The organism is Frigoribacterium sp. CFBP 13707 (genome assembly GCF_014842245.1).
GTDB lineage: Bacteria > Actinomycetota > Actinomycetes > Actinomycetales > Microbacteriaceae > Frigoribacterium > Frigoribacterium endophyticum.
Map to the genome: position 1 here is coordinate 129285 of NZ_JACYVL010000003.1, position 25603 is coordinate 154887.

At 75.7% G+C, this 25603-nt stretch carries 25 protein-coding genes; 15 read left to right on the forward strand and 10 right to left on the reverse strand.

What is annotated here, in order from left to right; all coding sequences use genetic code 11:
• Positions 1–8: 8 nt before the first annotated feature.
• Together IFT45_RS07585 and IFT45_RS07590 are read right to left on the reverse strand one after the other, a co-directional pair.
• Positions 9–1052, reverse strand: a complete 1044-nt coding sequence (locus IFT45_RS07585; protein WP_192127550.1) for an MBL fold metallo-hydrolase — start codon at positions 1050–1052, stop codon at positions 9–11.
• Positions 1053–1151: 99 nt separating this feature from the next.
• A complete protein-coding gene (locus IFT45_RS07590; protein ID WP_192127552.1) occupies positions 1152–2183 on the reverse strand; it encodes an NADPH:quinone reductase in 1032 nt (343 codons plus the stop codon).
• A 78-nt stretch (positions 2184–2261) separates the two neighbouring features.
• Here IFT45_RS07590 and IFT45_RS07595 point away from each other — a divergent pair, with 78 nt between their 5' ends.
• The 3 genes from IFT45_RS07595 (at position 2262) to IFT45_RS07605 (ending at position 5270) form a co-directional block, all read left to right on the forward strand.
• The gene (locus IFT45_RS07595) at positions 2262–3656 is read left to right on the forward strand and encodes a sensor histidine kinase (protein ID WP_192045765.1); all 1395 of its coding nucleotides are present in this window, start codon (positions 2262–2264) and stop codon (positions 3654–3656) included.
• Positions 3653–4318: a response regulator gene (locus tag IFT45_RS17790; protein WP_192127554.1), complete on the forward strand. Its 666-nt coding sequence runs from the start codon at positions 3653–3655 to the stop codon at positions 4316–4318. Before IFT45_RS07595 ends, IFT45_RS17790 begins: the two co-directional genes overlap by 4 nt.
• Positions 4319–4409: 91 nt before the next feature.
• Positions 4410–5270: a hypothetical protein gene (locus tag IFT45_RS07605; protein ID WP_192127556.1), complete on the forward strand. Its 861-nt coding sequence runs from the start codon at positions 4410–4412 to the stop codon at positions 5268–5270.
• 134 nt (positions 5271–5404) lie between these two features.
• On the opposite strand, the gene IFT45_RS07610 is transcribed toward IFT45_RS07605, so the two are convergent.
• Complete coding sequence (locus IFT45_RS07610; protein WP_192127558.1) at positions 5405–6454, reverse strand: LLM class flavin-dependent oxidoreductase; 1050 nt, start codon at positions 6452–6454, stop codon at positions 5405–5407.
• 87 nt (positions 6455–6541) lie between these two features.
• Between IFT45_RS07610 and IFT45_RS07615 the strand changes: the two genes are divergently transcribed.
• The 7 genes from IFT45_RS07615 to IFT45_RS07645 all read left to right on the forward strand — a co-directional run bounded on the left by IFT45_RS07615 (position 6542) and on the right by IFT45_RS07645 (position 13926).
• Entirely contained in the window at positions 6542–6943 is a 402-nt protein-coding gene (locus tag IFT45_RS07615) for a hypothetical protein (RefSeq protein ID WP_056055167.1), read from the forward strand.
• A gap of 90 nt (positions 6944–7033) precedes the next feature.
• On the forward strand, positions 7034–7471 hold the full coding sequence (locus IFT45_RS07620; RefSeq protein ID WP_192127560.1) for a hypothetical protein: 438 nt from the start codon (positions 7034–7036) through the stop codon (positions 7469–7471).
• A 145-nt stretch (positions 7472–7616) separates the two neighbouring features.
• The gene (locus tag IFT45_RS07625) at positions 7617–8408 is read left to right on the forward strand and encodes a LamB/YcsF family protein (RefSeq protein WP_192127562.1); all 792 of its coding nucleotides are present in this window, start codon (positions 7617–7619) and stop codon (positions 8406–8408) included.
• A complete protein-coding gene (locus IFT45_RS07630; protein ID WP_371810905.1) occupies positions 8405–10165 on the forward strand; it encodes a carboxyltransferase domain-containing protein in 1761 nt (586 codons plus the stop codon). The genes IFT45_RS07625 and IFT45_RS07630 overlap by 4 nt, the downstream gene beginning before the upstream one ends.
• Positions 10162–11820, forward strand: a complete 1659-nt coding sequence (locus tag IFT45_RS07635) for a biotin carboxylase N-terminal domain-containing protein (RefSeq protein WP_192127564.1) — start codon at positions 10162–10164, stop codon at positions 11818–11820. Before IFT45_RS07630 ends, IFT45_RS07635 begins: the two co-directional genes overlap by 4 nt.
• Before the next feature lie 65 nt (positions 11821–11885).
• Positions 11886–13373: an NCS2 family permease gene (locus IFT45_RS07640; RefSeq protein WP_167259285.1), complete on the forward strand. Its 1488-nt coding sequence runs from the start codon at positions 11886–11888 to the stop codon at positions 13371–13373.
• A gap of 70 nt (positions 13374–13443) precedes the next feature.
• A complete protein-coding gene (locus IFT45_RS07645; protein ID WP_056055159.1) occupies positions 13444–13926 on the forward strand; it encodes a VOC family protein in 483 nt (160 codons plus the stop codon).
• Between the two features lie 22 nt (positions 13927–13948).
• Here the strand turns inward: IFT45_RS07645 and manD are convergent, their stop codons facing one another.
• The 3 genes from manD to IFT45_RS07660 form a co-directional block, all read right to left on the reverse strand.
• The gene (gene manD, locus IFT45_RS07650; RefSeq protein WP_192127565.1) at positions 13949–15187 is read right to left on the reverse strand and encodes a D-mannonate dehydratase ManD; all 1239 of its coding nucleotides are present in this window, start codon (positions 15185–15187) and stop codon (positions 13949–13951) included.
• 64 nt (positions 15188–15251) lie between these two features.
• Positions 15252–16094, reverse strand: a complete 843-nt coding sequence (locus IFT45_RS07655; RefSeq protein WP_192127567.1) for an EI24 domain-containing protein — start codon at positions 16092–16094, stop codon at positions 15252–15254.
• Between the two features lie 79 nt (positions 16095–16173).
• Positions 16174–17043 (reverse strand): aldo/keto reductase, encoded by an 870-nt coding sequence (locus IFT45_RS07660; protein ID WP_056055154.1) that lies wholly within the window; start codon positions 17041–17043, stop codon positions 16174–16176.
• A 158-nt stretch (positions 17044–17201) separates the two neighbouring features.
• On the opposite strand from IFT45_RS07660, the gene IFT45_RS07665 reads away from it, so the two are divergent.
• Positions 17202–18425: an MFS transporter gene (locus IFT45_RS07665; protein ID WP_371810906.1), complete on the forward strand. Its 1224-nt coding sequence runs from the start codon at positions 17202–17204 to the stop codon at positions 18423–18425.
• A 128-nt stretch (positions 18426–18553) separates the two neighbouring features.
• Positions 18554–19060: a hypothetical protein gene (locus tag IFT45_RS07670; RefSeq protein ID WP_056055146.1), complete on the forward strand. Its 507-nt coding sequence runs from the start codon at positions 18554–18556 to the stop codon at positions 19058–19060.
• Positions 19061–19167: 107 nt separating this feature from the next.
• On the opposite strand, the gene IFT45_RS07675 is transcribed toward IFT45_RS07670, so the two are convergent.
• The 3 genes from IFT45_RS07675 to IFT45_RS07685 are packed head-to-tail and all read right to left on the reverse strand — an operon-like array spanning position 19168 to position 21567.
• Positions 19168–19707, reverse strand: a complete 540-nt coding sequence (locus IFT45_RS07675; RefSeq protein WP_056055145.1) for a YbhB/YbcL family Raf kinase inhibitor-like protein — start codon at positions 19705–19707, stop codon at positions 19168–19170.
• On the reverse strand, positions 19704–20582 hold the full coding sequence (locus IFT45_RS07680) for an aldo/keto reductase (protein ID WP_192127572.1): 879 nt from the start codon (positions 20580–20582) through the stop codon (positions 19704–19706). The genes IFT45_RS07675 and IFT45_RS07680 overlap by 4 nt, the downstream gene beginning before the upstream one ends.
• A 13-nt stretch (positions 20583–20595) precedes the next feature.
• Positions 20596–21567 (reverse strand): aldo/keto reductase, encoded by a 972-nt coding sequence (locus tag IFT45_RS07685; protein WP_167259276.1) that lies wholly within the window; start codon positions 21565–21567, stop codon positions 20596–20598.
• Between the two features lie 152 nt (positions 21568–21719).
• Here IFT45_RS07685 and IFT45_RS07690 point away from each other — a divergent pair, with 152 nt between their 5' ends.
• Entirely contained in the window at positions 21720–22052 is a 333-nt protein-coding gene (locus IFT45_RS07690; RefSeq protein ID WP_056055136.1) for a PGPGW domain-containing protein, read from the forward strand.
• 89 nt (positions 22053–22141) lie between these two features.
• On the opposite strand, the gene IFT45_RS07695 is transcribed toward IFT45_RS07690, so the two are convergent.
• The gene (locus tag IFT45_RS07695) at positions 22142–23287 is read right to left on the reverse strand and encodes a glycerol dehydrogenase (RefSeq protein WP_185232783.1); all 1146 of its coding nucleotides are present in this window, start codon (positions 23285–23287) and stop codon (positions 22142–22144) included.
• A gap of 130 nt (positions 23288–23417) precedes the next feature.
• Here IFT45_RS07695 and IFT45_RS07700 point away from each other — a divergent pair, with 130 nt between their 5' ends.
• Together IFT45_RS07700 and IFT45_RS07705 are read left to right on the forward strand one after the other, a co-directional pair.
• Positions 23418–24371, forward strand: coding sequence for a nuclease-related domain-containing protein (locus IFT45_RS07700; protein ID WP_185232781.1), 954 nt, complete (start codon positions 23418–23420; stop codon positions 24369–24371).
• A 239-nt stretch (positions 24372–24610) separates the two neighbouring features.
• Entirely contained in the window at positions 24611–25543 is a 933-nt protein-coding gene (locus IFT45_RS07705) for an NUDIX domain-containing protein (protein WP_371810907.1), read from the forward strand.
• Positions 25544–25603 lie beyond the last annotated feature (60 nt).

Genomic DNA, 25603 nt, shown 5'->3' on the forward strand with positions numbered 1-25603 from the left:
AGGCGTCCTCAGCCCGTCGCGAGCTCGTCGCCGCGTCCGGCCGACCGGAGGTGCCACTCCGTCTGCGCGAGCGCGGAGGCGAGCACGAAGCCCGTCATCGACCGGAGGCCGCCGCGCCAGCCGGTCATGCGCTCGGCGACCTCGAAGACCGTGGGGGAGGCCTCGCCCGCGCCCTCGGCGTGCAGGGCGTCGAGCGCGGTCACCGCGTCGAGGGTGCGGTCGGCACGGTGCGCGACCAGCGCCTCCGCCCGCTCGGCCAGGCCGACGAACCGGTACTCGTGGCCGGGGCAGACCTCGAGGGCGTCCGCTCCGGGCCGGTCGAGGGGGACCATCGCCCGCAGCGAGGCGAGGTGGTCGTCGAGGGGGTTCGACGCGGTGCGGCCGCCGAGGCCGATGCCGGGGTTGATCGTCGGCAGCACGTGGTCGCCGGTGAAGACGAGGCGCTGCTCGGGCTCCACGACGCACAGGTGGCCGGCGGTGTGGCCCGGCGTGTGCACGGCCCGCAGGCGGCGGCCCGCGACCGGCAGCTCGTCGCCGTCGGCGAGCAGCAGGTCGGGGGTGACCGCGGGCAGGGCGCGACCGGACCCCCAGGAGGCGACCAGCGCCTCCGTCAGCTCCCGGGGGGCGCCCCAGCGGGCGACGTCGGCGTCGGCGGCGGCCCCGTCGGCGGCGCGCCGGTCGAGGGCGGCGGCCTCGAGGGCGTGCATCGCGACGCGGGCCCCGGAGGCGCAGCGCACGTCGTCAGCGGCCCCCAGGTGGTCGAGGTGCAGGTGGGTGACCACGACGAGCGTCAGGTCGGAGAGCTCGTGGTCGACCGACCGCAGCGCCGCCTCGAGCCGGGGGACGGCATCGGGCCCGGCCCAGCCCGGGTCGATCAGCGCGAGGGAGCCGTCGGAGCCCTCGACGAGGTAGCTGAACGAGTGGCCCTCGACGCGGTCGCCCACGGTCGACGGCAGCGACCAGACGCCGTGCCGCACCTCCTCGAGGGGAGGGAGCGTGCGGGTGCGCAGGGCCTCGGCCTGCACGGGGCTGATCGGGGCGGGAGCGGGCACCCGGCGAGCCTAACGCTGGCGCCGCACCCCCGAGGTGACCCGTCCTGGGCCGCCGGGGCTGCCCCGGGCCCAGGACGGGGCGCCTCGCCGTGCGTCAGCTCACTCGGGGGCGACGTCGACCAGCACCTTGCCGGTCACGCCGGCCTCGACGGCTTCGTGCGCGGCGGCGGTCCGCTCGAGCGGGAACCGGTGCAGCGGCAGCCCGGCCTCCTCGCCGACGGGCAGCGCCCCGTCGCGCACGGCGGCCGTGACGTCCTCGGCGGCGGCCTGGAGGGCCTCCTCGCCGACCGTGTACAGCAGCACGAACTGGTAGCGGGTGTTGGTGCCCATGTTGGCGCGGAGCGGCAGCGAGACCTCGTCGCCGCCGTCGTTCGCGTAGATCGCGACGGAGGCGCGGGGAGCGACGACCGCGGCCACCAGCTCCGCGTTCTGCCGGATCGACACCTCGACGACCACCTGCACGCCGTCGGGGGCGAGGCGGCGGATCTCGGCGGCGGCGTCCTGCTCCCGGTAGTTCACGACGTGGTGGGCACCGGCGGCGCGGGCGAGGGCCGCCTTCTCGTCGCTCGAGATCGTGGTGATCACCGTGGCGCCGGCCCAGGCGGCCAGCTGGATCGCGGCGTGGCCCACCGCGCCCGCGCCTCCGGAGACGAGGACGGTGACGCCGTCGAGGGCGCCGGGCGAGAGGCGCGTGGGGCCGTCCTCGTGGACGGTGAGCGCGCGGTGCGCCGTCATGGCGGGGACCCCGAGGCTCGCGCCGAGGTCGAACGAGGCCCCGTCGGGGAGGGGGACGACGCGCTCGCGGGGGAGGACGGTGTACTCCTGGGCGGTGCCGGTCGCGTGGCCGTTCGCGGAGATGAACGACCAGACCCGGTCGCCGACGGCGAGGTCGGTGACGCCCTCGCCCACGGCGTCGACGACGCCCGCGCCGTCCTGGTCCGGGGTGACCTCGGGGTACGGCGTGGCCTCGCCGGGGCCGGAGCCCTGGCGCGACTTCCAGTCGGTGGGGTTGACGCCCGACACGACGACGCGCACGCGCACCTCGCCCGCGCCGGGCTCGGGCACCTCGCGGTCGACGAGCCGCAGCACGTCGGAGGCGGGACCGGTCTCGGTGTAGATGATCGACTTCATGCCCCGAGTCTGCTCCGGGGGGAGGCTCCGACGTCGAGTCGGCTCGGAGGTGCGCCTCCGCCGGGGCAGGATGGTCGCATGAGCAGTCCTCAGGGGGAGGCGGGTGCCGGCGCCCCGCCGTGGCGGGTCGTCACGCGGCGCGACGGGTCGTCGTCGTCGGCGCCGCACGACCCCAGCGCCGGGCGCGTCGTGGTCTGGGTCGCGGTCGTCGCCGTGCTCGTCATCGTTGCGGTCTCCGTCGCGGCCCTGATCGCCGCCCGGCGGCTCGCCGAGGCGGAGTCCGTGGCCGACGCGGCCGACCGTGCGGACCGCATCGGCGACGCCCTGATCGAGCCCGACCTCACCGACGCCCTGGTCGACGGGGACCCCACCGCCGTCGCCGTCATGGACGCCGTCGTCCGCGACCACGTGCTCAGCGAGAGCATCGCCCGGGTCAAGATCTGGGACGAGACCGGCCGCGTCGTCTGGAGCGACGAGCACCGGCTGATCGGCCAGCGGTTCGAGCTCGGCGACGACGACCTCGAGGCCCTCCGCGGCTCGGGCGTCGAGTCGGAGGTCAGCGACCTCACGGAGCCCGAGAACGTCTACGAACGCGACGAGGGCCGCCTGCTCGAGGCCTACCGCTCCGTCCGCACGCCCAGCGGCCGACCGCTGCTCGCCGAGGTGTACTTCCGCTACGACGAGGTCGTGCAGCGGAGCGGCCAGCTGTGGGTCGGCTTCGCGGGCATCACCATCGGCAGCATCTTGCTCGTCGTGCTGCTGCTGCTCCCCGTGCTCGCTCGTCTGCTCCGTGCCCTGCAGGGCGCTCGCCGCCACCGTGAGGCGCTGCTCGAGCGTGCCCTCGAGGCGAGCGGCGACGAGCGGCGGCGCATCGCGGGCGCCCTCCACGACGGCGTCGTCCAGGACCTCGTCGCGACCTCGCTCGCGGTCTCGGCCGAGTCCGCCGCGTCGCGACGCCGCGGCGACCCGGCGACAGCCGACGGGCTCGACGCCGTCGCCGCGACCGTCCGCGGCAGCGTGGGCGCCCTCCGCAGCCTCCTGGTCGACATCTACCCGGCGAGCCTCGCCGCGTCGGGGCTCGAGCCGGCCCTCGTCGACCTCGCCCAGGCCGCGTCGGCGCGCGGCGTGCCCGTCCGCCTCGACGTCGACCCCGACGTCGCGAGGGCCCTCTCCGCCGACCACCAGCGCCTTGTCTTCCGGGTCGTGCAGGAGTCGCTGGTGAACGTGGTCGCCCACGCCAGGGCCTCGTCGTGCACCGTGCGCGTGGCCGCCCCGGCAGGCCGGCCGGGCGCCGTCGTGACGGTCGCCGACGACGGGGTCGGCTTCGACCCCGCGCTCCTCGACCGGCCCGACCCCGCCCACTTCGGGCTGCGCGTGCTCCGCGACCTCGCCGCCGAGGCGGAGGCGACCCTCGAGCTCGCGACCGCGCCGGGCCGGGGCAGCCGGTGGCGCCTCACGACCGGGGCACCGTGATCACGGTCGTGGTGGTCGACGACCACCCGCTCGTGCGGGCGGGGCTCCGCGCCCTGCTCGACGGGGCGGACGACGTCCGCGTCGTCGGCGAGGCGGCGGACGGCGAGGCCGCGCTGCGCCTCGTGCCGCCCCTCGCTCCCGACGTCGTGCTGATGGACGTGTCGATGCCGGGCATCGGCGGGGTCGAGGCGACGCGACGGCTGATCGACGGCGGCTCGTCGGCACGGGTGGTCGTCCTGACCTCGTTCCCCGACGCGGTCACCGTGCACGGCGCCCTCGCCGCCGGGGCGACGGGCTACCTGCTCAAGGACGCCGACCCGGCGACCGTCCTCGACGGCGTCCGGTCGGCGGCGCGCGGCGACGCACCGCTCGACCCGAGGGCGGCGCGGGCGCTCCTGCCGACCCGCGCCGCGACTCCTGCCGTCCCCGTCGCCGACCCGGGCGGCCGGGGCGAGGGTGGCCCGCCGGAGGCGCGGGTCGTCGTCGGTCGGGAGGCCGACGTGCTGCGCCTGCTCGGGCGTGGGCTCTCCAACCGCCAGATCGGTCACGAGCTCGGCATCGCCGAGCGCACGGTCAAGGCCCACGTGGGCAGCGTCTTCCGCCGCGTGGGCGTCGCGGACCGCACGAGCGCGGCGCTCTGGGCCCGGGACCACGGGTACTAGTACCAAGGTCCGATGGTGCGGCGGCGAGCGCCCGCCGAGACTCGGTGTGCGGCCGGAGCCGGCCGCGCACCCTCCTCGGAAGGCCCCCACCATGCCCTCGTCACTCCTCCGCTCCGCCCGTGCCGCGGTGCTCGTCGCCGCCGTCGTCGCCGGGTCGCTCGCCCTGTCGGCCGCCCCGGCCAGCGCCTCCGGCAAGACCAGCGCCGGCGGGAACTACGCCGTCACCGTCGGCGGCACCACCTACGACCCCGCGCCGGGCCGCAGCCTCAAGCTCTCCGACCTCGCGCCGTCCGCCCGCATCGCGGTGCGGGGCGTGAACAACGGCTTCGACGTCGACGTCGCGACCCTCGGCGTCTACGACTACACGCTCACCGGCGCGCCCGACACGCAGCGCATGGTGACGCGGCCCACCGTGGTCTTCGCCTCCAAGGTGCCGACGCTGACGCCGGCCCAGCGGGCGGGAGCGACCATCAAGTCCCTCGAGGTCAAGGACGACACCGTGACGCTGCTCTTCTCGACGTCGGCGGGCAAGTTCAAGATCCAGGCGAAGGACGGCGCCCAGGGCGGCATCTTCCAGATGGAGGCCGAGTTCGCCGCGCCCGTCGAGTACGTGCACACCCTCGCGCCCGGCGTCTTCTACTTCGTCAACCAGTACACCGGCAAGGTCAACTTCGGCGACGGGGTCGACGCGGTCACCTCGGGGGCCGGGGCGCACCAGATGCTGCTCGGCAAGGACAGCCCGCAGGTGGCGACGAAGACGTTCCAGAGCGGCACCGTCACGAAGTGGCTCGTGCAGCCCGGCGGCCGCCTCGGCGGCGTCCTCGGCGAGGACGCGATCGAGCTGAGCGCGGGCGCGACCAACTGCACCAGCCAGTGCCAGGCGCAGAACCAGATCCGCGGCTCGCTGCCGGTGCCGCCGAACCCGGTCGACCTGACGCCGATCGGCGGCTGACGCGCCGACGCTGGTTCACCGAGGTGCCCCGTCCTGCGGCCTCCGACTCCCGGAGACCACAGGGCGGGGCACCTCGTCGCCGTGTCGCGCGGCGTGCCCGCGCGACGTGCCCGCACTGCCCGCCCGCGCGTCGGTCAGCGCGGGCGCGTCGCCACGTGCGCCGGGGCCCACCCGAACGCGGGCGCCACGTGGTCGGCCACCGTGCGCAGCAGCCGGGCGTTGTAGTCGACCCCGAGCTGGTTCGGCACCGTGAGCAGCACGGTGTCGGCCGCCCGGACGGCCGCGTCCCCGGCGAGCTGCGCGGCGATCACGTCGGGCTCGCCGACGTAGCTCTTGCCGAAGCGCGACTGCACCCCGTCGAGCAGGCCGACCTGGTCGCGCGAGTCCTGCTGGGCCCGGACGCCGAAGTACCGGACGTCCTCGTCGGTCGTGATCGGGATGACGCTGCGGCTCACCGAGACGCGCGGCTCACGGGCGTGCCCGGCGGCGGCCCACGCCTCGCGGTAGAGCGCGATCTGCTCCGCCTGCAGCTCGTCGAACGGCACGCCGGTGTCCTCCGTCAGGAGGGTGCTGCTCATCAGGTTCATGCCCTGCTCGGCCGTCCACGTCGCCGTCGCGCGGGTGCCGGAGCCCCACCAGATGCGCTCGCCGAGCCCGGGGGAGAGCGGCTCGATCGCGAGCGGGCTCGACCAGCCCGTCATGCGCGGGTCGCTCGTCGCGACCGCGTCGCCCGCGATCGCGGAGCGGAACAGCGCGGTGTGGCGACGCGCCATGTCCGCGTCGGTCTCGCCGTCGGCGGGCACGTGGCCGAACGCCTCGTAGCCGCGCAGGGAGCTCTCGGGCGACCCCCGGCTCACGCCGAGCTGGAGGCGACCCGCGCTGATCAGGTCCGCGGCCGCGGCCTGCTCGGCCATCGAGAGCGGGTTCTCGTAGCGCATGTCGATGATGCCGGTGCCGAGCTCGATGCGGCTCGTCCGCGCCGCCATGGCGGCCAGCAGCGGGAACGGGCTGGCCAGCTGCCTCGCGAAGTGGTGCACGCGCACCGACGCCTGGTCGATGCCGATCTCCTCGGCGGCGACCGCCAGCTCGATCGACTGGACCAGCGCCTCCCGGGCGGTCGGGGTCCTCGACCCGGGGACGTCCTGGTAGTGCCCGAACGACAGGAACCCGATGCTCTTCTCCATGCTCAGCGCCAACCCCGCGGGCTCCGCCCCCATTCCGTCATGACGGCACAGGTGACGAGACGGGGCCGCGCCGCTAGCGTGGGCGGGGTGGAGAACCGATTCCGTGTCGACGGCGACGACCTCGGCATCGACCTGCGCGCCTCGTCCGTGACGCTCGGGAGCGACGGGGTGGTCGACGCCACCGTGGTCGCCGAGCGCCTGCCGGCCGACGTCGACTGGTCGGACGCCCCGCCCCGCCTGCACTTCCGTGACGTGCCCCTGAAGTTCGACGGGGCCACGTTCGGCGCGACCGTCGACGACGACCTGCTCGACGAGCACGACATCGCCTTCTGGCTCGAGGGCCGGGAAGACGTCCACGGCGTGCTCAGCCTCGGCGCGGGCGATCGGCTGCGCTTCGTCGGCACGACCCACGTCACGGGCGAGCCGAAGGCGTGGCGCCTCGACGTCTCGATCCGCTTCGGCGGCTCGGGCCGCACCCCCGCCGTCTGAGCACGCCCCGGGCACGGGGCGGGCGCGGAGCAGGCACGGGGCGGGCCCGGGACAGGCACCGAGGAGTCGCGGGCGAGGAAGATGGACCGCATGAGCCCCCGACGCCCCCGCCCCGGTTGCCCCGCCCGCACCGCCGCCGCCCGCACCGAGCGCGCCTCCGCCGCGCGCACGGCCCGCCTGCTCGCCGCGGCCCTCGGCGGGAGCGGCGTGCTCCACCTCGTCGCGCCCGCCACCTACGACGCCGTCGTGCCGCGCAGCATGCCCGGCCCCGCCCGCTTCTGGACCGTCTCCTCCGGGGTCGCCGAGCTCGTCGTCGCCGCGGCGCTCGCCTCCCGCCCCACCCGCCGCATGGGGGGCGCGCTCGCCGCGGCCCTGTTCGTCGCCGTGTTCCCGGCCAACGTGTCGATGGCGACGCGGTCCCTGCACAGCGCCCGCGCCTCCCGCGTGCGCCGCGTCGTGACCCTCGTGCGCCTGCCGCTCCAGGTGCCGCTCGTGACGCGGGCCCTGCTCGTGCGGCGGGCCGGCTGAGCGCGTTCCCACCGGGCGCGGCCGTGCCTGCCGGTACGGTGGACGCCGACCGACCGGGCTGACCACCGCGGCCGCCCGGCGCTCGGCACCGCACGCCGCCCACCCCGCCCCCCACCGACGGCCCCGCCGCACGGAAGGCCCCACCATGACGACCATCGACCTCAACGCCGACCTCGGCGAGGGCTTCGGCCGGTGGACCCTGGGCGACGACGAGGCCCTGCTCGACGTCGTCACGAGCGCGAACGTCGCCTGCGGCTTCCACGCCGGCGACCCCGAGTCGCTCCTGCGGGTCGTGGGGCAGGCGCACCGGCGCGGTGTCGTCGTCGGCGCGCACGTGTCGTACCGCGACCTCGCCGGCTTCGGGCGCCGCTACCTCGACGCCTCGCCCGCCGAGCTCGTGGGCGACGTCGCGTACCAGGTCGGCGCCCTCGGCGGCCTCGCCCGGGCCGCCGGCACGGCCGTGCGGTACGTCAAGCCGCACGGGGCGCTCTACACGACCATCGCCCGCGACGACGACCGCGGAGCCGCCCACGCCGACGCGGTCGTCGAGGCCGTGCTGCGGGTCGACCCGGCGCTCGCCGTCGTGGGGCTGGCCGGGTCGGCCTTCCTCCGCCGCGCCTCCGCCGCGGGACTCGTCACCGTGCCCGAGGCCTTCGCCGACCGCGCCTACACGGCGTCGGGCGAGCTCGTGCCCCGTCGCGAGCCCGGGGCGGTGCTGCACGACCCCGCCGAGATCCGCGACCGCGTCCTCCAGCTCGTCGAGACGGGGCGGGTCACCTCCGTCGACGGCCAGGAGGTCGAGGTCGACGCGCGCACGGTCTGCGTGCACGGCGACTCGCCCGACGCGGTCGAGGTCGCGCGTGCCGTGCGCACCGGCCTCGAGGAGGCGGGGGTCGCCCTGCGCTCCTTCGTCACCGTCCCGGGGGCGTCGGCGTGAGCGGCGACGACCGCTCCGGCTCCGCTGACCGGCACAGCGGCCTCCCGCGGGAGCCGCGCATCCTGCCCCTCGGCACGGACGGGGTCCTCATCGAGACCGCCGACCTCGACGAGTCGCTGGCCCTCTTCGGCGCGCTCCTCGCGCAGCCCGTGGCGGGGATCCTCGACGTCGTGCCCGCGCCGCGCACCGTCGCCGTCCGCTTCCTGCCCGCGCTGCTGCCGGTCACCTCCCTGCTCTCGGTGATCCGGTCGCTGCCGAGCTCGCGCGACGCCGCGACCGAGGGGCGCCTCGTCGAGATCCCGGTGCACTACGACGGCGACGACCTCGCGGAGGTCGCCGAGCTCAGCGGGCTGACGGTCGAGGAGGTCGTCCGCCGCCACACCGGCGCCGTCCACACCGTCGCCTTCACCGGCTTCGCGCCGGGCTTCGCCTACCTCTCCGGAGGCGACCCCGCCCTCGCCGTGCCGCGACGGGCCGTGCCCCGCACCCACGTGCCCGCCGGGGCCGTCGCCCTGGCGGGCGAGTTCTGCGGCGTCTACCCGCGCGAGAGCCCGGGCGGCTGGCAGATCGTGGGCCGCACCGAGGTCGCCCTCTGGGACCTCGCCGAGCGGGTGCCCGCGCTGCTGCAGCCGGGCATGCGGGTGCGCTTCGTCGACGTCACGGCGAGCACCGGCGACCGGCCCGACGCGGCCGTGGCGCCGGCGGACGGGGCCGTGGTGCGCTCCGCGTCGGCCCGGGCCGCGTCGTCGCCGGTCGCGCCGCCGCCCCGTCCCGACCGGGCCCTGGTCGTCGACCGCCCCGGCCCGCACACGATCCTCGAGGACCTCGGCCGGCCCGGCCGCTCCGGCCTCGGGGTCTCCCGCTCCGGCGCGATGGACCACCGGGCGCTCCGCGAGGCGAACCGCCTCGTCGGCGCCGCCACCGGCTCGGCCGCCCTCGAGCTGGCCTACGGCGGCCTCGAGGCGACGGCGCGCGGCGACCTCGTGCTCGCCGTGGCGGGCGCTCCCGTGCCGATCACGGTCACCGGGCCCGCCGGCCCGCGCCCTGCCGTGGTGGGCGCCGCGTTCGCGCTCGACGACGGCGACGTGCTCACCGTGGGGGCGCCTCCCCGGGGCGTCTACTCGTACCTCGCCGTCCGCGGCGGCTGGGAGGCCGAGCCGGTGCTCGACAGCGTCTCGGGCGACGTGCTCGCCGGGCTCGGCCCGCAGCGGGTGCGCCCCGGCGACGAGCTCGCGGTGGGCCGCGCCTGGGCCGAGAGCGTCGCCGCGGCGGCGCCCGACGTGCAGCGCACGGTCTCGGCGCCCGACGAGGTGACCTTCCTCGACGTCGTGCTCGGGCCGCGGGACGACTGGTTCACGCCCGAGGCCGTCGAGCTGCTGACCGAGCAGCGCTTCACCGTCACGGCGCAGTCGAACCGCATCGGCCTGCGGCTCGAGGGCGAGCGGCCCCTCGAGCGCCTCGTCGCCGACGGGCTGCCCGCCGAGCTGCCGAGCGAGGCGACCGTGTCGGGGGCCCTGCAGGTGCCGCCCTCCGGCCACCCCGTGCTCTTCATGGCCGACCACCCGGTGACGGGCGGCTACCCGGTCGTCGCGTGCGTCGTGGGCGACCAGCTCGACCGGGCCGCCCAGGTGCCGATCGGTGCCCGCGTGCGGTTCCGGGTGGTGCCCGGGCCCGACCTCGGGCGGGGCCGCCGCGGCGACCGGCAGGACGACCACCTCGACGAGCGCCTCGCGGCCGAGCGGGGGACGGAACGGTGATCAAGCTCCTCATCGCCGAGCGCGGCGAGGTCGCCGTGCGCATCGCCCGCGCCTGCGCCGACCTCCAGCTGCCCTCGGTCGCTGTCTACACGGCCGACGACGCCGCCGCCCTGCACGTGCGCGCGGCCGACGAGGCCTGGGCGCTCGAGCCCGTCGACGCGCTCGACGCCGGCTCGGCGGTCGACGCCGCCCCGGCCGTCGGCCCCGGCGGCGGCTCGCCCGGCGGCGGCACCGCCGTCGGCACGCCCCCGGTCGGTCGCCCCGACGCCTACCGCGACATGCAGGCGATGCTCGACGCCGCCGTGCGCAGCGGCGCCGACGCGGTGCACCCGGGCGCGGGCCCGCTCTCCGAGAGCGCCGAGTTCGCGCGCCGCGTCGTCGCCGCCGGGCTCACCTGGGTCGGCCCGGACCCGGCGACGATGGAGGTGCTCGGCGACAAGATCGCCGCGCGCGCCCTCGCCGACTCGGTCGGCGCCCCGCTCGTCGTGGGCACCTCCGGGCCGGTCCGGCGGCCCGACCAGGCCGTCGCGTTCGCCCAGCGCCACGGGCTCCCGATCGCCCTCAAGGCGGCGAACGGGGGAGGCGGCCTGGGGCTCCGCGTCGCGCGTCGCCTCGACGAGGTGGCCGACCTGCACGACAGCGCGGTGCGCGAGGCCGTCGCCGTCTTCGGCCGCGGGGAGTGCTTCGTCGAGCAGTACCTCGACCGGCCCCGGCACGTCGAGGCCCAGGTGCTCGGCGACGGCGAGGGCGGGGTCGTCGTCGTCGGCACGCGCGAGTGCTCGGTGCAGCGCCGGCACCAGAAGCTCCTCGCCGAGGCCCCGGCGCCCTTCCTCACCGACGAGCAGCTGGCCGTCGTCGTCGACGTCAGCACGGCCGTCTGCGGGGCCGTCTCGTACCGCGGCGCCGGCACCGTGGAGTTCCTCGTCTCGCAGTCCGGCCAGGTGTCCTTCCTGGAGGTCGGCACGGCGCTGTCCGTCGAGCACGCCGTCACCGAGCTGACGACCGGGGTCGACCTCGTCCGGCAGCAGCTGCTGCTCGCCGACGGGCGGCCCCTCGAGGTCGCCGCGGCCCCGCCGGTGCTCGGGCACGCCCTCTCGTTCCGCGTCACGGCGGAGGACCCGGGCCGCGGCTTCCTGCCGGCTCCGGCCCCGGTCGCCCGTCTCGAGTTCCCCGGCGGGCCGGGCGTCCGCGTCGACGCCGGCGTGGCCCCCGGCGACGACGTCCCGCCCGGCCGCGACTCGCTGCTGATGACCCTCTCGGTCTGGGGCCGCGACCGCGACGAGGCGGTGCGCCGCTCCCGACGCGCCCTCGACGACCTCGTCGTCGACGGCCCCGCGACCTCCGCGCCCTTCCACCGCCGCCTCCTCGACGACCCCGCCTTCGCCCCGCCCGGCGACGAGGCCCCGACCGTGCACACCCGCTGGATCGAGACGGAGTGCCCCTGGCTCGACGGCCTCGCGGTCCGGACGCCGGAGGCGCGGGCCACGCCCGTCGTCCTGCGCACCTGGGTCGAGGTGGCGGGCCGCCGCGTCCCCGTCGTGCTGCCCGCCGAGCTGGCCGACGTCGAGGTCGTGGCCGCGATGGTCGCCGCCGTCGTCGGCGAGGACGACCCCGTCGACCGCCCCGACGACGGGGGACACGTCACGGCCCCGTAAGCTGGGAGAGCGCCCAGAGCCGAGCGCGTGCCCGCACCGTCCCCCGCACCACCGGAGCCGCCGCCATGTCCTCTCCCGTCTCGTCGTCGTCCGCGCCCACGGGCGCGCCGGCACCCCGCTCCGGCGTCGCCGGACGCCTCGACTCCTGGTTCGAGGTCACGGCCCGCGGCTCCAGCTGGGCCCGCGAGATCCGCGGCGGCGTCGTCACCTTCGTGACGATGGCGTACATCGTCATCCTCAACCCGCTGATCCTCGGCGGCTTCAGCGCCGACCAGGCCGCGCAGGACGTCGCGGGCGGCTGGCTGCAGAACGCCCAGGTGGGCGCCGTCACCGCCCTCACCGCGGGCGTCATGACCATCCTCTTCGGGGCGGTGGCGCGCCTCCCGTTCGCCTTCGCGGCCGGCCTCGGCATCAACTCGTTCCTCGCGGTCACCGTCGTGCAGGACGTCACCTGGCCCGAGGCGATGGGCCTCGTCGTCATCAACGGCCTCGTGATCACGATCCTCGCCGTCACCGGCCTCCGCGGCCTGATCTTCAACGCCGTCCCCGCCGCGCTGAAGACGGCGATCACGGTCGGGATCGGCCTCTTCATCGCGTTCATCGGGCTCGTCGACTCCGGCTTCGTCCGCACCAGCGGCTCCGCGTCGCCGCCCCTGCAGCTCGGCTCCGCCGGCTCCGTCGCGACGCTGCCGACCATCACCTTCGTCATCGGGCTCGTCGTGATCGGCGTGCTGATGGCCCGCCGCGTGCGCGGGGCGATCTTCATCGGCATCGTGGCCACCACGGTCATCGCGATCGTGCTGCAGGCGATCTTCCAGGTGCCGACGTCGAACGGGCAGAACCTCGACGACTGGAACCTCAACGCCCCCGTCATGCCGACCCAGATCGTGGCCCTGCCCGACCTGTCGCTCATCGGCGACATCAGCTTCGGCGCCTTCGCCCGCATCGGCGTCCTCTCGGCCGTGATGCTGGTCTTCACGCTGGTCTTCACGAACTTCTTCGACGCGATGGGCACGATGACCGGCCTCGCCAAGGCCTCCGACGTCGCCCGCCCCGACGGCACCTTCCCCCGCCTGAAGAGCGCGCTCGTCATCGAGGGCGTCGGCGCGATCGCCGGCGGGGCCACCAGCTCGTCGTCGAACACGGTCTTCGTCGAGTCGGCCTCGGGCATCGGCGAGGGCGCCCGCACCGGCGCGGCCTCGGTCGTCACCGGCCTGCTCTTCGTGCTCGCCATGTTCTTCACGCCGCTGACGCAGGTCGTGCCGCTCGAGGTGGCCGCCTCCGCGCTCGTCATCGTGGGCGCGCTGATGGTCTCGCAGATCAAGGACGTCGACTGGACCGACTTCTCCGTCGCCCTGCCGGTCTTCCTCACCATCATCACCATGCCGCTGACCTACTCGATCGCCAACGGCATCGGCGTCGGCTTCATCAGCTGGGTGATCGTCCGGGCCGCCTCCGGCAAGGCGCGCGAGATCAGCCCGCTGCTCTGGATCGTGTCGCTGGGGTTCCTCGTCTACTTCGTGCGCGGCCCGATCGAGGCCCTGGTCGGCTGAGCGGGGCGGCGGTACGGTGGGCGGCACGCGGCGGCGACGACGCTGCCGCCCCTGACCGAGGAGGCGCACCGTGCCCCGCATCACCCCCGTGCTCTGGTTCGACGGCGAGGCCGAGGCCGCCGCGACGTTCTACGTCTCGCTCTTCCCCGGTTCCCGTGTCACCGACGTCTCCCGGTACCCCGACGACTTCCCCGACCCGGCCCTCGCCGGCCAGGCGCTCGTGGTCGAGTTCGAGCTCGACGGCCAGGGCTTCCAGGGGCTGAACGGCGGGCCGGGGCACGCCCCCTCCGACGCCGTGTCGTTCTCGGTGCCGGTCTCCGACCAGCCCGAGCTCGACCGCCTGTGGGACGCCCTCGTCGCCGACGGCGGCGAGGAGGGCCGCTGCGGCTGGCTCACCGACCGCTGGGGCTTCTCCTGGCAGATCGTCCCGAGCGCCCTCGGCGAGACCCTCGGCGGCCCGGACCCGGAGGGGGCGGCCCGGGCCATGGCGGCCATGATGGGCATGGGCCGGCTCGTGGTCGACGACCTGCGAGCCGCCTACGCGGGCACCTGACCCGACCCGCGCCTCCCCGGGGCTACCAGTCGTGGACGGTGCCGTCGGCCAGTCGGTTGTACGGCAGGTACGCCTTCTCGTACGGGTACTTCCCGGCCTCGTCGACGTCGAGCTCGACGCCGAGCCCCGGCTGCTCGCCCGGGTGCAGCATGCCGCCCTCGAACGTGAACGACTGCCGGAAGACGCTGTCCGTCCGCGAGCCGTGCTGCATGTACTCCTGGATCCCGAAGTTGTGGATCGACAGCCCGAGGTGCATCGCCGCCGCCATGCCCACCGGCGAGATGTCGGTCGGGCCGTGCATGCCCGACCGGATCTGGTACTGCGCGGCGTACTCGAGCACCCGCTTGAGGTGCGTGATGCCGCCGGTGTGGGTGACGGCGCTCCGCACGTAGTCGATCAGCTGCTCGCGGATGATCTGCTGGTAGTCCCAGACGGTGTTGAAGATCTCGCCGATCGCGAGCGGCGTGGTCGTGTGCTGCCGCACGAGGCGCAGGGCCTCGGGGTTCTCGGCGGGCGTGACGTCCTCGAGCCAGAAGAGGTCGTAGGGCTCGAGGCTCTTGCCGAGCGACGCGGCCTGGATCGGCGTCATGCGGTGGTGGCCGTCGTGCAGGAGGGGGATCTCCGGCCCGAACTCGGCGCGCACGGCCTCGAAGACGGTGGGCACGTGGCGCAGGTACGAGCGGGTGTCCCAGTCCTCCTCGTTCGGCAGGGCTCCGCGCTGGGCCGGCTCGTGGTCGTAGCGCACCCCGGCGTTGGCGTCGAAGGTCGCGTTCGAGGCGATGCCGTAGATCGACGTGAGCCCGGGCACGCCGGTCTGCACGCGGATCGCGCGGTAGCCCTGCTCCTGGTGCTCGCGCACGCTGTCGAACAGCTCGGGGAGGTCCATGCCGGAGGCGTGGCCGTAGGCGAGCAGGCCGGTGCGGGAGGCGCCCCCGAGCAGCTGGTAGAGCGGCATGCCGGCGACCTTCGCCTTGATGTCCCAGAGGGCGACGTCGACGGCGGCGATCGCGGCCATCGTGACGGGGCCGCGCCGCCAGTAGGCGCTCCGGTAGAGGAACTGCCAGGTGTCCTCGATGCGGGCTGCGTCCCGGCCGAGGAGGAGCGGCACGACGTGCTCGGAGAGGTAGGCGACGACCGCGAGCTCGCGGCCGTTGAGGGTGGCGTCGCCGAGGCCGGTGACCCCGTCGTCGGTCGTGAGCTTGAGGGTCACGAAGTTGCGGTCGGGGCTGGTGACGACCACCTCGGCCTTGTCGATCTTCATGCGGGGCGACTCCTTCGTCGGCGGGCGTGGTGCCACCGAGTCTGGCAGGCCGCCCGGCCGGGCGTCAGCCCGCTCGGCCCTTCGGCGGCGCGGTCGGCACGGGCGGGGTGGGCGGAGACGGCGGCGTGGGCGGTGCGGACACCGCGGGTGCCGCGCCGCGGGCGGCGGCGTCGGCCTCCCGCGCGAGCAGCGTCGCCCCCGCCACGGCGGCCGGCATCACGAGCACGGCCCCGAACGGCACGAGGAACGAGAGCCAGGTGACGGTGCCGAACCCCAGCGTGTGCGCCCGTCGGAGGCCCAGCGCCCGCCTCCGCTCGCGGAGGGTCCGGCCGCGGGCGTCGAACGCGAAGCCGGTCAGCTCGACGGTGAGGAACCACCCGCCGGTCACGGCGGCCAGCACCGGCACGACCGTCTGCCCGACGACGGGCACGAAGCCGCCGACGAAGAGGAGGAGGCCGATCGAGGCGGTCGCGAGCAGCAGCCGCAGCGAGTCGCCGACGCTCTTCGCGAGCCCCCGCCAGAACCCGGTGCCGAGGTCGGCCGGGGCGTCGCCCTCGCGGCGCTCGACGTGCCGCCAGATCCTCTCGTAGAACGGGTCTCCCACCAGCAGGGTCACGGCGGTGAAGGTGAACACGGCGAGCAGCACGGCGAGGGCCGCCACGGCGAGGCCGATGACGAGGCGGACGACCTGGGCCTCCCACTCGGGCCACGAGTCGGCGAACGGGGTGAGCGCCACGGCGACGTCGTCGGCGTAGCCGTTGACGAGCACGAGCAGCCCGACGAAGACGAGGCCGACGATCACGGCGGGGACGGCACCGAGCAGCATGAGGCGCGGCGACGTGCCCCAGAGGCGCAGCCCGCGGCCGAGCAGAGCCGCGCCCGACCCGAACTCGCGCACGACCGACATGGGCCGAGTGTACCGGGCGTCGCCGACGCGGGCCGGGTCGGTCGGGTCGGTCGGGGGCCGGTCGCGGACCGGTCGCGGGTCAGAGCACCTCGAGCGGTACGGCCGCGGTCGGGGCGGGGAAGGCCCGCTCGAGCTGCACGAACGCCTGGTCGTCGAGGTCGACGTCGAGCGCCGCCGCGTTCTCGCGGGTGTGGGCGGCGCTGCCGGCCTTCACGGCGACGCAGACGTCCGGGGCGAGGCGCAGCACCCAGGCGAGCGCCAGCTGGGCCGGCGTCACGCCGAGGTCGTGGGCGACCGACACGACGACCGGGTGGTCGAGCAGCTCGCCGTGGTCGACGGGGGAGTACGCCATCAGCGGCACGCCGTCGGCGCGCAGCCGGGGCAGCAGGTCGAACTCGGGGCCGCGGCGGGCGAGGTTGTAGAGCACCTGGTCGGTCTGGGGGCCGGAGGCGCGGGCCGGGCCGCCGGAGCCGGTCGCCACGGCCAGGTCGTCCAGGTCGTCGACGTCGAAGTTGCTGACGCCCCAGGCGCCGATGGCGCCCTCCTCGACCAGTGCCTCCATCGCCTCCACCGTGTCGGAGAGGGGGTGGCCGCCCCGCCAGTGCAGCAGGTAGAGGTCGAGACGGTCGGTGCCGAGGCGTCGGAGGCTCGCGTGGCAGGCGTCGACGGTGCCGCGGCGGCTGGCGTTGCCCGGCAGCACCTTGCTGACCAGGAAGACCTCGTCGCGGCGGCCGGCGATCGCCTCGCCGACGAGGGCCTCCGCGGCCCCGTCGCCGTACATCTCAGCGGTGTCGACGAGCGTGAGGCCGAGGTCGAGCCCGGTGCGGAGGGCCTCCAGCTCGGCGGCGCGGCGGCGCGGGTCGTCGCCGAGGTACCAGGTGCCCTGGCCGAGGGCGGGGGCGGTGCGGCCGTCGGGGAAGGTCACGGTGGGCGGGGCGGTCGTGGTCACCCGACCAGTCTGCGCCGGGAACACGCGGGCGGGCCGGGCGGTTGGCCCTCCGCGTGCAGACGACAGAACGAGCCCAGCCCGCCACCGGCAGCGTCCCCCGCCCCCGCGCCTCTCGGCGGCCCGGCGGCCGCGGTGGCGGAGGGTCGGCGGGGCTGGTCGTGTACGCCCTCACGCTGCTCGTGCTCGTCGCGAGCGGCTCGGCCCCGTCGCCGCTCTACCCGATCTACCAGGAGGAGTGGTCGCTCTCGCCGCTCGCGCTGACGGTGGTCTTCGCGGTCTACGTCGCGGGCCTGCTGGCGACCCTGCTCACCGCGGGCCGGCTCTCCGACCACGTCGGGCGTCGGCCCCTCGTGCTGGCCGGCCTCGCGGTCTCCGTGTCGGCGATGCTCGTCTTCTCCGTGGCCACGGGCGACCTGGCGCTCGTCGTCGCCCGTGTGCTCCAGGGCCTCGCCATCGGCCTCGCGACCGGGGCCCTCGGCGCCGGCATGATCGACCACCAGCCGGCCTCCCGCCCCGCCCTCGCGGCCTTCCTCAACGGCGTGACCCCGCCGGTCGCGCTCACCGTCGGGGCGCTGACCAGCGGGCTCCTCGTCGAGTTCGGGCCGCTGCCCGAGCGCCTCGTCTTCCTCGTACTGGCGGCCGCGATGGTGGCGTGCGGGGTCGCGGTGGCGTTCGTCCCCGAGCGCGTGCCCCGCGCCTCCGGGGCCCTGCGGTCGCTCGTGCCCACCGTCACGGTGCCGGGGGAGGCGCGACGCATCTTCGTCGCGGTCGTCGGCTGCATGATCGCGAGCTGGGGCCTCGGCGGCATGTTCCTCGCCTTCGCGGGCACGATCCTGCGGACGACCTTCGACGTGTCGAGCCCGGCCCTGACCGGGGCCGCGATCGCGCTCTTCACCGGCTCGGGGGCGCTGACGGGGCTCGCCATCCAGCGCGTCGACGCCGCGAAGGCGCTGCGCGTCGGGGTCGTGGCCCTCGTCGTCGGGCCGATCGGCATCGTCGCGGCGCTCTGGACGGCCTCCGTGCCGTTGTTCGTCGTGGCGGCCGTGGTCGGCGGCGTCGGGTTCGGCGCGGGGTTCCAGGCGGCGCTGCGGCTCGTGCTCGTGGAGGCGCCCGTCGACGCGAGGGCCGGCGTGCTGTCGAGCGTCTACGTGGCGAGCTACCTGGCGTTCGGCGTGCCGAGCGTGCTCGCCGGCGTGTTCGTCCCCGTCGACGGGCTCGACGCCGTGCTCAGTGCGTACGGGGCCTTCGTCGTCCTCGCCGCCGTGGTCGCGGCGGTGCTGCAGCGCGTGGCCCGTCGCGCCCGCCTCGCCGAGCTGCGGGCGGACGCCGTCGACGCCGAGCACCGGCGGCGCGGGGCCGGGGCCGGGGCCGGGCAGGCGTAGGCAGGCCCCGCGGTCTCTCCCCAGGGCGGCTGAGGGGCGTCCCTCCACACCGGGGCGCCGCGCGGGTGGTCCCCAGGGCGCGCGCCGGCCACCGCCTCCCTCGGCTCCGGGCCGCCACGGTGGTCGGCATGACCCCCACCGAGAGAACCGTCCCCCGCCTGCCCGACCGCGACTCCGCCACCACCCTGGAGGAGTGGGCTGCCGTCGTCTGCGACGAGCCCTGCGACGAGGACCTGCTCTACGTCGTCCTCGTCGACGTGGCGCGCGAGCCCTGCCAGAGCGTGCTGCGCCTCCGCGGCCAGCCCCGCCTCCCGTACGGCCGCGACGTCGACGTGCTCGAGCGGCTGCTCCGCGACCAGGCGTCGGCCTGTCGCGCGCGCGGCCTGGCGCTGGTCTGGCAGCGGGCCCTCGAGTCCGACCTCGACGACCTCGCCGTCTCGACCTGGGCCCGCGGGGTCTCCGATCGCCTGGCGTCGGGCGGGCTGCGGCTGCACGGTCAGGTGCACCGGTCGCCGTCGGGGTTCGCCCCGGCCCGCCCGCTCAGCGGCGAGCTGGCCGAGCACGTGCTGCCCGACGGCATGGCCGGCCTGCTGCCCGACCAGCGGCCGGTGATGATGCGCAACCCCCACCACTGAGCGGCGGCCCGACCACCAGCGCTGCTCGGCCACGGACACGAGGAGGCGCGACCCGGCCGGGTGCCGGGTCGCGCCTCCTCGAGCGGGCCGCGAGGGCCCGTGTGCGGCTAGGCCGCTTCCCAGGTGGCGTGCACCACCGCGCGCGCCAGGGTGTGGTCGCGGATCGTGAAGGCCAGCAGCGTGGGAGTGGCGCCGGCGTCGACGCCCGTCGTCTCGACGTCGAGCGCGTGCACGGCGACGAAGTAGCGGTGCGGCCCGTGGCCCTGCGGCGGTGCCGCGCCGAGGAAGCGGCGGAGGCCCGCGTCGTTCGGCAGCTGGTAGGCGCCCTCGGGCAGTCCCGAGCCGTCGTCGTCACCGGCCCCGGAGGGCAGCGAGGTCGTCGTCGCGGGCAGGTCGGCCACCGCCCAGTGCCAGAAGCCGGCCGCCGTCGGGGCATCGGGGTCGTACACCGTCACCGCGTAGCCCTTCGTGCCCTCGGGGGCGCCCGACCACGAGAGCTGCGGGCTGACGTCCTCGCCGCCCGCGCCGAAGATGCCGCTCACCTGCGGCGTCGACAGCACGCCGCCGTCGACCAGGTCGGTGCTCGTCAGCGTGAACGACGGCACCTCCGAGATGCTGTCGTAGGGGTTCGTGCGCGGGTCGCTCATTCTTCTCCTCCTGCCGCGGCGTCGAGCCGCTGGATCTCGTCGGCCGACAGCTTGACCGTGGCCGCCGTCGCCGAGTCCATGATGGTCTGCGGTCGTCGCGAGCCGGGGATCGGCACGACGAGCTCGCTCTTCGAGAGCTCCCAGGCGAGCGTCAGCACCTGGGGGCTGAGGCGCCGCGCGTTCGCGATCTCCGCGAAGACGGCGTGCTTCGAGCCGAGCTCGGCCGCGTCGGTGATGCCGCCGAGGGGGCTCCACGGCAGGAAGGCGATGCCCATCTCGTCGCAGAGGGCCAGCTCGACCTCGCTCGACCGGAAGGCCGGCGAGTACTGGTTCTGCACCGACACGAGACGGCCGTCCAGCACCTCGTTCGCGAGGCGGATCTGGTCGACGTCGGCGTTCGAGATGCCCGCCATGCGGATCACGCCCTCGTCGAGCAGCTCCGCCAGGGCGCCGATCGAGTCCGCGTACGGCACGGCCGGGTCCGGTCGGTGGAACTGGTAGAGGCCGATGGTCTCGACGCCGAGGCGCTGCGCGGACGCGCGTGCCGCCTCCTTCAGGTAGGCCGGGTCGCCGTTCTGCGACCAGTCGCCGGCCCCGGGGCGGAGGTGGCCGCCCTTGGTCGCGACGAGCACGTCCGACGTGTCGCCGTGGTAGCTCGCGAGCGCCCGGGCGACGAGCGACTCGTTGTGGCCGACCTCGTGCGCGCCGGGCTGGTGGTAGGCGTCAGCGGTGTCGATCAGGGTGATGCCCTGCTCGAGGGCGGCGTGGATCGTCGCCACCGCCTGCTTCTCCTCCGGCCGGCCCTCGATCGACAGGGGCATCGCCCCGAGGCCGATCGCGCTGACGGTGACGTCTCCGATGGTCCGTGTCCTCATGCTGTTCTCCTGTTCACCACGCGTAGTCCTCGGGCGCCGTGCGGTGCCCGGGGAAGATCTCGTCGAGACGCCCGAGGGCGTCGTCGTCGAGTCGGATGTCGACGGCCGCGACGGCCGACTCGAGCTGCTCCATCGTGCGCGGGCCGGTGATGGGCCCGGTGACACCCGGCTGGTGCAGCAGCCACGCCAGGGCGAGCTCGCCCGGGGCGTGGCCGAGGTCGTCGGCCAGGGCCTCGTAGCGCTCGAGCTGCTCGCGGTGCTCGGCCACGTACTCGGCCGCCCGGCCCTCGAGGCGCCGGACGCCCTGGTCGGCCTTCCGGACGACTCCGCCCAGCAGGCCGCCGTTCAGGGGCGACCACGGGATCATGCCCAGGCCGTAGGCGCGGGCCGCCGGCAGGGTCTCACGCTCGACGTCGCGGACGATGAGGTTGTAGATCGACTGCTCGCTGACGAGGCCGGTGAAGTGCCGGGCCTTCGCCGCCTCCTGCGCCTGCGCGATGTGCCAGCCGGCGAAGTTGCTGCTGCCGGCGTAGAGCACCTTGCCCTGCTGCACGGCCACCTCCATCGCCTGCCAGATCTCCTCCCACGGCGTCTCCCGGTCCACGTGGTGGAACTGGTAGAGGTCGATGTGGTCGGTCTGCAGCCGCGTGAGGCTCTCGTCCAGCGCCCGCCGGATGTTCAGCGCGCTGAGCTTCCCGCCGTTCGGCCAGTCGCTCATGTCGCCGTAGAGCTTGGTGGCGAGCACCGTCTTCTCGCGGCGGCCGCCGCCGCCGGCGAACCAGCGGCCGATGATCTGCTCGGTGACGCCCTCGCCCTTCTGCCAGCCGTAGACGTTCGCCGTGTCGAAGAAGTTGACGCCCAGGTCGTGGGCGCGGTCCATGATCGCGTGGGAGTCGGCCTCGGAGGTCTGCGGCCCGAAGTTCATCGTGCCGAGCACCGCCCTCGAGACGGACAGCCCCGTGCGTCCCAGATGTGTGTAGTCCATGGCTCCTGGCTACGCCCTCGGGCCGGTGACCGCTCACAGCTGGTGCCTGATCCCCACCTGCGCCGGCCCGCGGGCCCGCTGACCCCCGCGTGCCCAGGCGCTTGGCAGGCGGCACGGCGGGCCCTGCCAGCCCGACCGCCTACCGTCGGGGCATGTCGACCCGCAGCACCACCGCCTCCGGCACCCGACGCGCCCGGGCCCGCGACCGCTACGTCGCGGCCAGGGCCCGCCTCGACGCGTGGCCGCGCCTCCGCGTCGCCTACAAGGTGCTCGTCGCGCTCGTGGGCCTCCTCGTCGTGGCCCTCGGGCTCGTGCTCGTCCCGCTGCCCGGCCCGGGGTGGTTGATCGTCTTCGTCGGGGTGGCCGTGCTCGGCACGGAGTTCCCCGCGGCCCACCGGGTCACGCAGGCCGTGCGACGGCTCGGCCGCCGGCTGCACCTGCGCTGGCGGGCCTGGCGCGTCGCCCGCTCCGCCCGGGCCGCCTGACGCACCGCGCAGGCTGCGCGCCCGTCCGTCCAGCCGACGCACGAGAGGGGCCCCCTGCCTGAGCAGGGGGCCCCTCGTCGTCGGCGTGGCTAGTGCTGAGCGACGTACGCGACGGGCTCGGGCAGGCCGGCCTGGGCGCGGATGCTCCGCGAGAGCCGCTCGATCGCGGTGAGCGCCGCGACGACGTCGTCGGCCGTCACGGGGAAGGGCATCGAGTGGATCGTCTCCGACTCGACCGTGGCGGCCTCCGCCACGGCGCGGAGCTCGTCGTGGTCGTCGACGGAGAGCCCGATCTCGGTGAGGGTGTTGGGCAGGCCGACGCGGGTGGTGAAGACGACGAACTCCTCGATCTCCTGACGGGGAGCGCCCTCCAGCACGAGCTGCGTCATCGAGCCGACGTTGACCTTCTGCCCGTGGGTGAGGCCGTGCGTCTGCGGAGCCGCGGTCAGCCCGTTGTGGATCGCGTGGGCGGCGGCGAGGCCCCCCGACTCGAAGCCGAGGCCCGAGAGGAGCGTGTTCGCCTCGACGAGGTCCTCCAGGGCCGGCGTGACGACGTGGTCGCGCACCGCCTCGAGGGCCGAGAACGCGTTCTCGTGGATGATCTCCCACGACAGCTGGGCCAGCGCCACGCCCGTCTTCGTCGCCAGGCCGCCCGCCATGGTCGTGGCGTGGGCCCGCGACGAGGCCCGCGCCTCCAGCCAGGTCGCCAGGGCGTCGCCGATGCCGGCGACCAGGAACTTCTCCGGGGCGTTCGCGACGAGCTGGGTGTCCACGAGCACGAGGTCCGGGTTCCGGGGGAAGAAGCGGTACTCGAGGAACTCGCCCTCCTCCGAGTACACGACGGCGAGGGCGGAGGTCGGGGCGTCGGTCGAGGCGACCGTGGGCACGCTCACCCACCGGACGCCGGCGAGGTGGCCCGCCGCCTTCGCCGCGTCGATGGCGCTGCCGCCCCCGATGCCGACGACGACGTCGGCCTCGGTCGACCGGATCTGCCCGGCGAGCTCGTCGATGGCGGCCGGGGTCGCGAACCGGCCGAAGCCGACCCTCTCGACGCGCAGCTCCGAGCCGCCGAAGCTCGTCTCGACGGCGTCGCCGACGAGTCCCCAGACGACGTCGTCGGAGACGATCAGGGGCGACGAGCCGATGGCGGCGACGAACTCGCCGAGGCGGGTGATCGCGTCCTTCCCCTGGACGTAGCGGGCGGGGCTCATGACGGTGCGGACCGGTGTGGTCATCGTGTCTTCCTCTCTCGACGGGGTCGCGCCCGACGGTACGCGGCGGCTCTGGACGGCCCCTGGCGACGCCCAGCCGCCTCCCGGCGGGCCGGGACCCGCGGTTCAGGCCCCTCCCGGTAAAGTCCGTCAGGTGACGCCCAGCCCCGCCTCCGCGACCCCGTACGAGGTGCTCGGCGTGCCCGCCGGCGTCAGCGACGACGAGCTCCGCCGCGCCTACCGCCGCCTCGCGCGCGAGACGCACCCCGACCTCGGCGGCAGCGCGGCGGCCTTCCGCTCCCTCCAGCTCGCCTGGGAGCAGGTCGGGACTCCGGAGGCGCGGGCCGCCTACGACCGCCGCCGCGGCCCCGCCACGTCAGGGTCCCGCGCCCCGGGGCCCGGCACCGCCGGCGGCGCCCCGTTCAGCTGGGCCCCTCCGGCCCGCGACGCTCCGCGCACGGGCTCCCAGCCGCGTGCCCGCGTGCACGGCCACCCCGGAGGCGCCAACCGCGAGCGGTACCTCGACCTCATGCGGGAGTGGGTCGGTCGCGGCGTGCCCCTCGACGACCCCTACGACGAGCAGCTCGTCCGCACCGCCCCGCCCGAGATCCGCCACGTCCTGGCGGACGCGCTCGCCGAGGAGGCGACCGTGGCCGTGGTCACCGGCCTGGGCATCGGCTACACGATCTGGAGCGACGTCGACGCCGGCGACGAGGGCAAGCTCGACCACGTCGTGCTCGGCCCGTCGGGCCTGTTCGCCGTCCAGTCGTCCGACTGGGGGAGCGAGCTCGTCGTCTCCCGGGGCGAGCTGGTCGGCAGCGGCGTGCCCGAGCACGAGCAGCCCGTGCGCGACCTCACCCGCCAGGCCCGCGCCGTGCGACGTGCCACGCGCGTCTCGTTCACGCACCAGCTGATCGTGGTGCCCGACGACGACTTCCCGCCGGCCCTCGAGCAGGTCGGCCGCGGTCGACGCGGCTCCACCTGGGTGCTGCGTCGGTCGCTGCTGGCGCACGTCCTGACGTACGGGCCCGAGCTCGGCGACCGGACCTCGATCAGCGACGTCTTCGAGGTGCGCGAGCGACTGCAGCAGTCCATCCGCTTCGTCTAGGCCGTGGCGGCCGCCCGATCGTTCCACGGAACGCCCGGCTGACGCGTCGACCAGCGGCCCTGGCCCGGCCCCGGGCGGCGACCTCGTCGTCCCCGCCCCGGGCGGGAGGGTGGGGGATGGTCCGACATCGGGTTCCGGACCAGCCCCCGGGTTCTCGTTCGGAGCCTCCGCCGGATCGGATGGGTCGTGCCCGCCACCTCGCCGGGTCCGCTCCCGGCGGCGTGTGGCAAGCTCGCGGGGTGACCATCCACGGAGCCGCTGACGGCTGGGTCGAGACCTCCGACGGCCGACGTTTCTGGGGCCGAGCGGGCGCCGCCGGCCTGCTCGTCGTCGACGCCGACGACCGCGTCCTCCTGCAGCACCGCGTCGAGTGGAGCCACCACGGCGGCACCTGGGGTCTGCCGGGCGGCGCCCGCCAGTTCGACGAGACCGCGGTCGAGGGCGCCCTCCGCGAGAGCGGCGAGGAGGCCGCCGTGCCCGGCGACGCCCTGCGGCTCGTGTTCGAGTCCGTGCTCGAGGTGCCGCCGTGGTCGTACACGACCGTCGTGGCCCGGGTCGAGCGGCCGTTCGAGGCCGTGATCTCCGACGCGGAGAGCATCGAGCTCGCCTGGGTGCCCCGCGCCGACGTCGCGGCCCTGCCGCTGCACCCCGGCTTCGCGGCGTCCTGGCCGGGGCTCGAGGCCCAGCTCGACCTCGCCCCGCACCTCGTCGTCGACGCGGCCAACGTCGTGGGCTCTCGCCCGGACGGCTGGTGGCGCGACCGTGCCGGGGCCGCCACGCGCCTCCTCGGGGCGCTCTCGGCCGCGGCCCGCACGGGCCTGCCGGCCGACCTCGTGCTGGCGGAGCCCCCGACCGGGGCGGGCGCCGCGACCTCCTGGTGGCCGCACGTCACCGTCGTCCTCGAGGGGGAGGCGCGGGGCGCGGCGGAGACCGCCGACGGCCCCGAGGCCCGCACCTCGGGCACCGCGGCCCACCCCGTCACGGTCGTGCGGGCGCCCGCCGACGGCGACGCCGCGATCGTCGAGGTCGTCGACCGCCTGCGCACCGGCGGCGGACAGGTCGTCGTCGTGACGGCCGACCGCGAGCTCGGCGACAGGGTACGGGCCCGGGGGGCCGACGTGGTGGGCCCGGGCCGCCTGCTCGCGGCCCTCGACGCGCTGCCCGCGAGCTGAGGCGCCGGCGGCGCCGCACGCGACCCACCGCACGCCGCCCACCGAACGCCGCTCACCGCT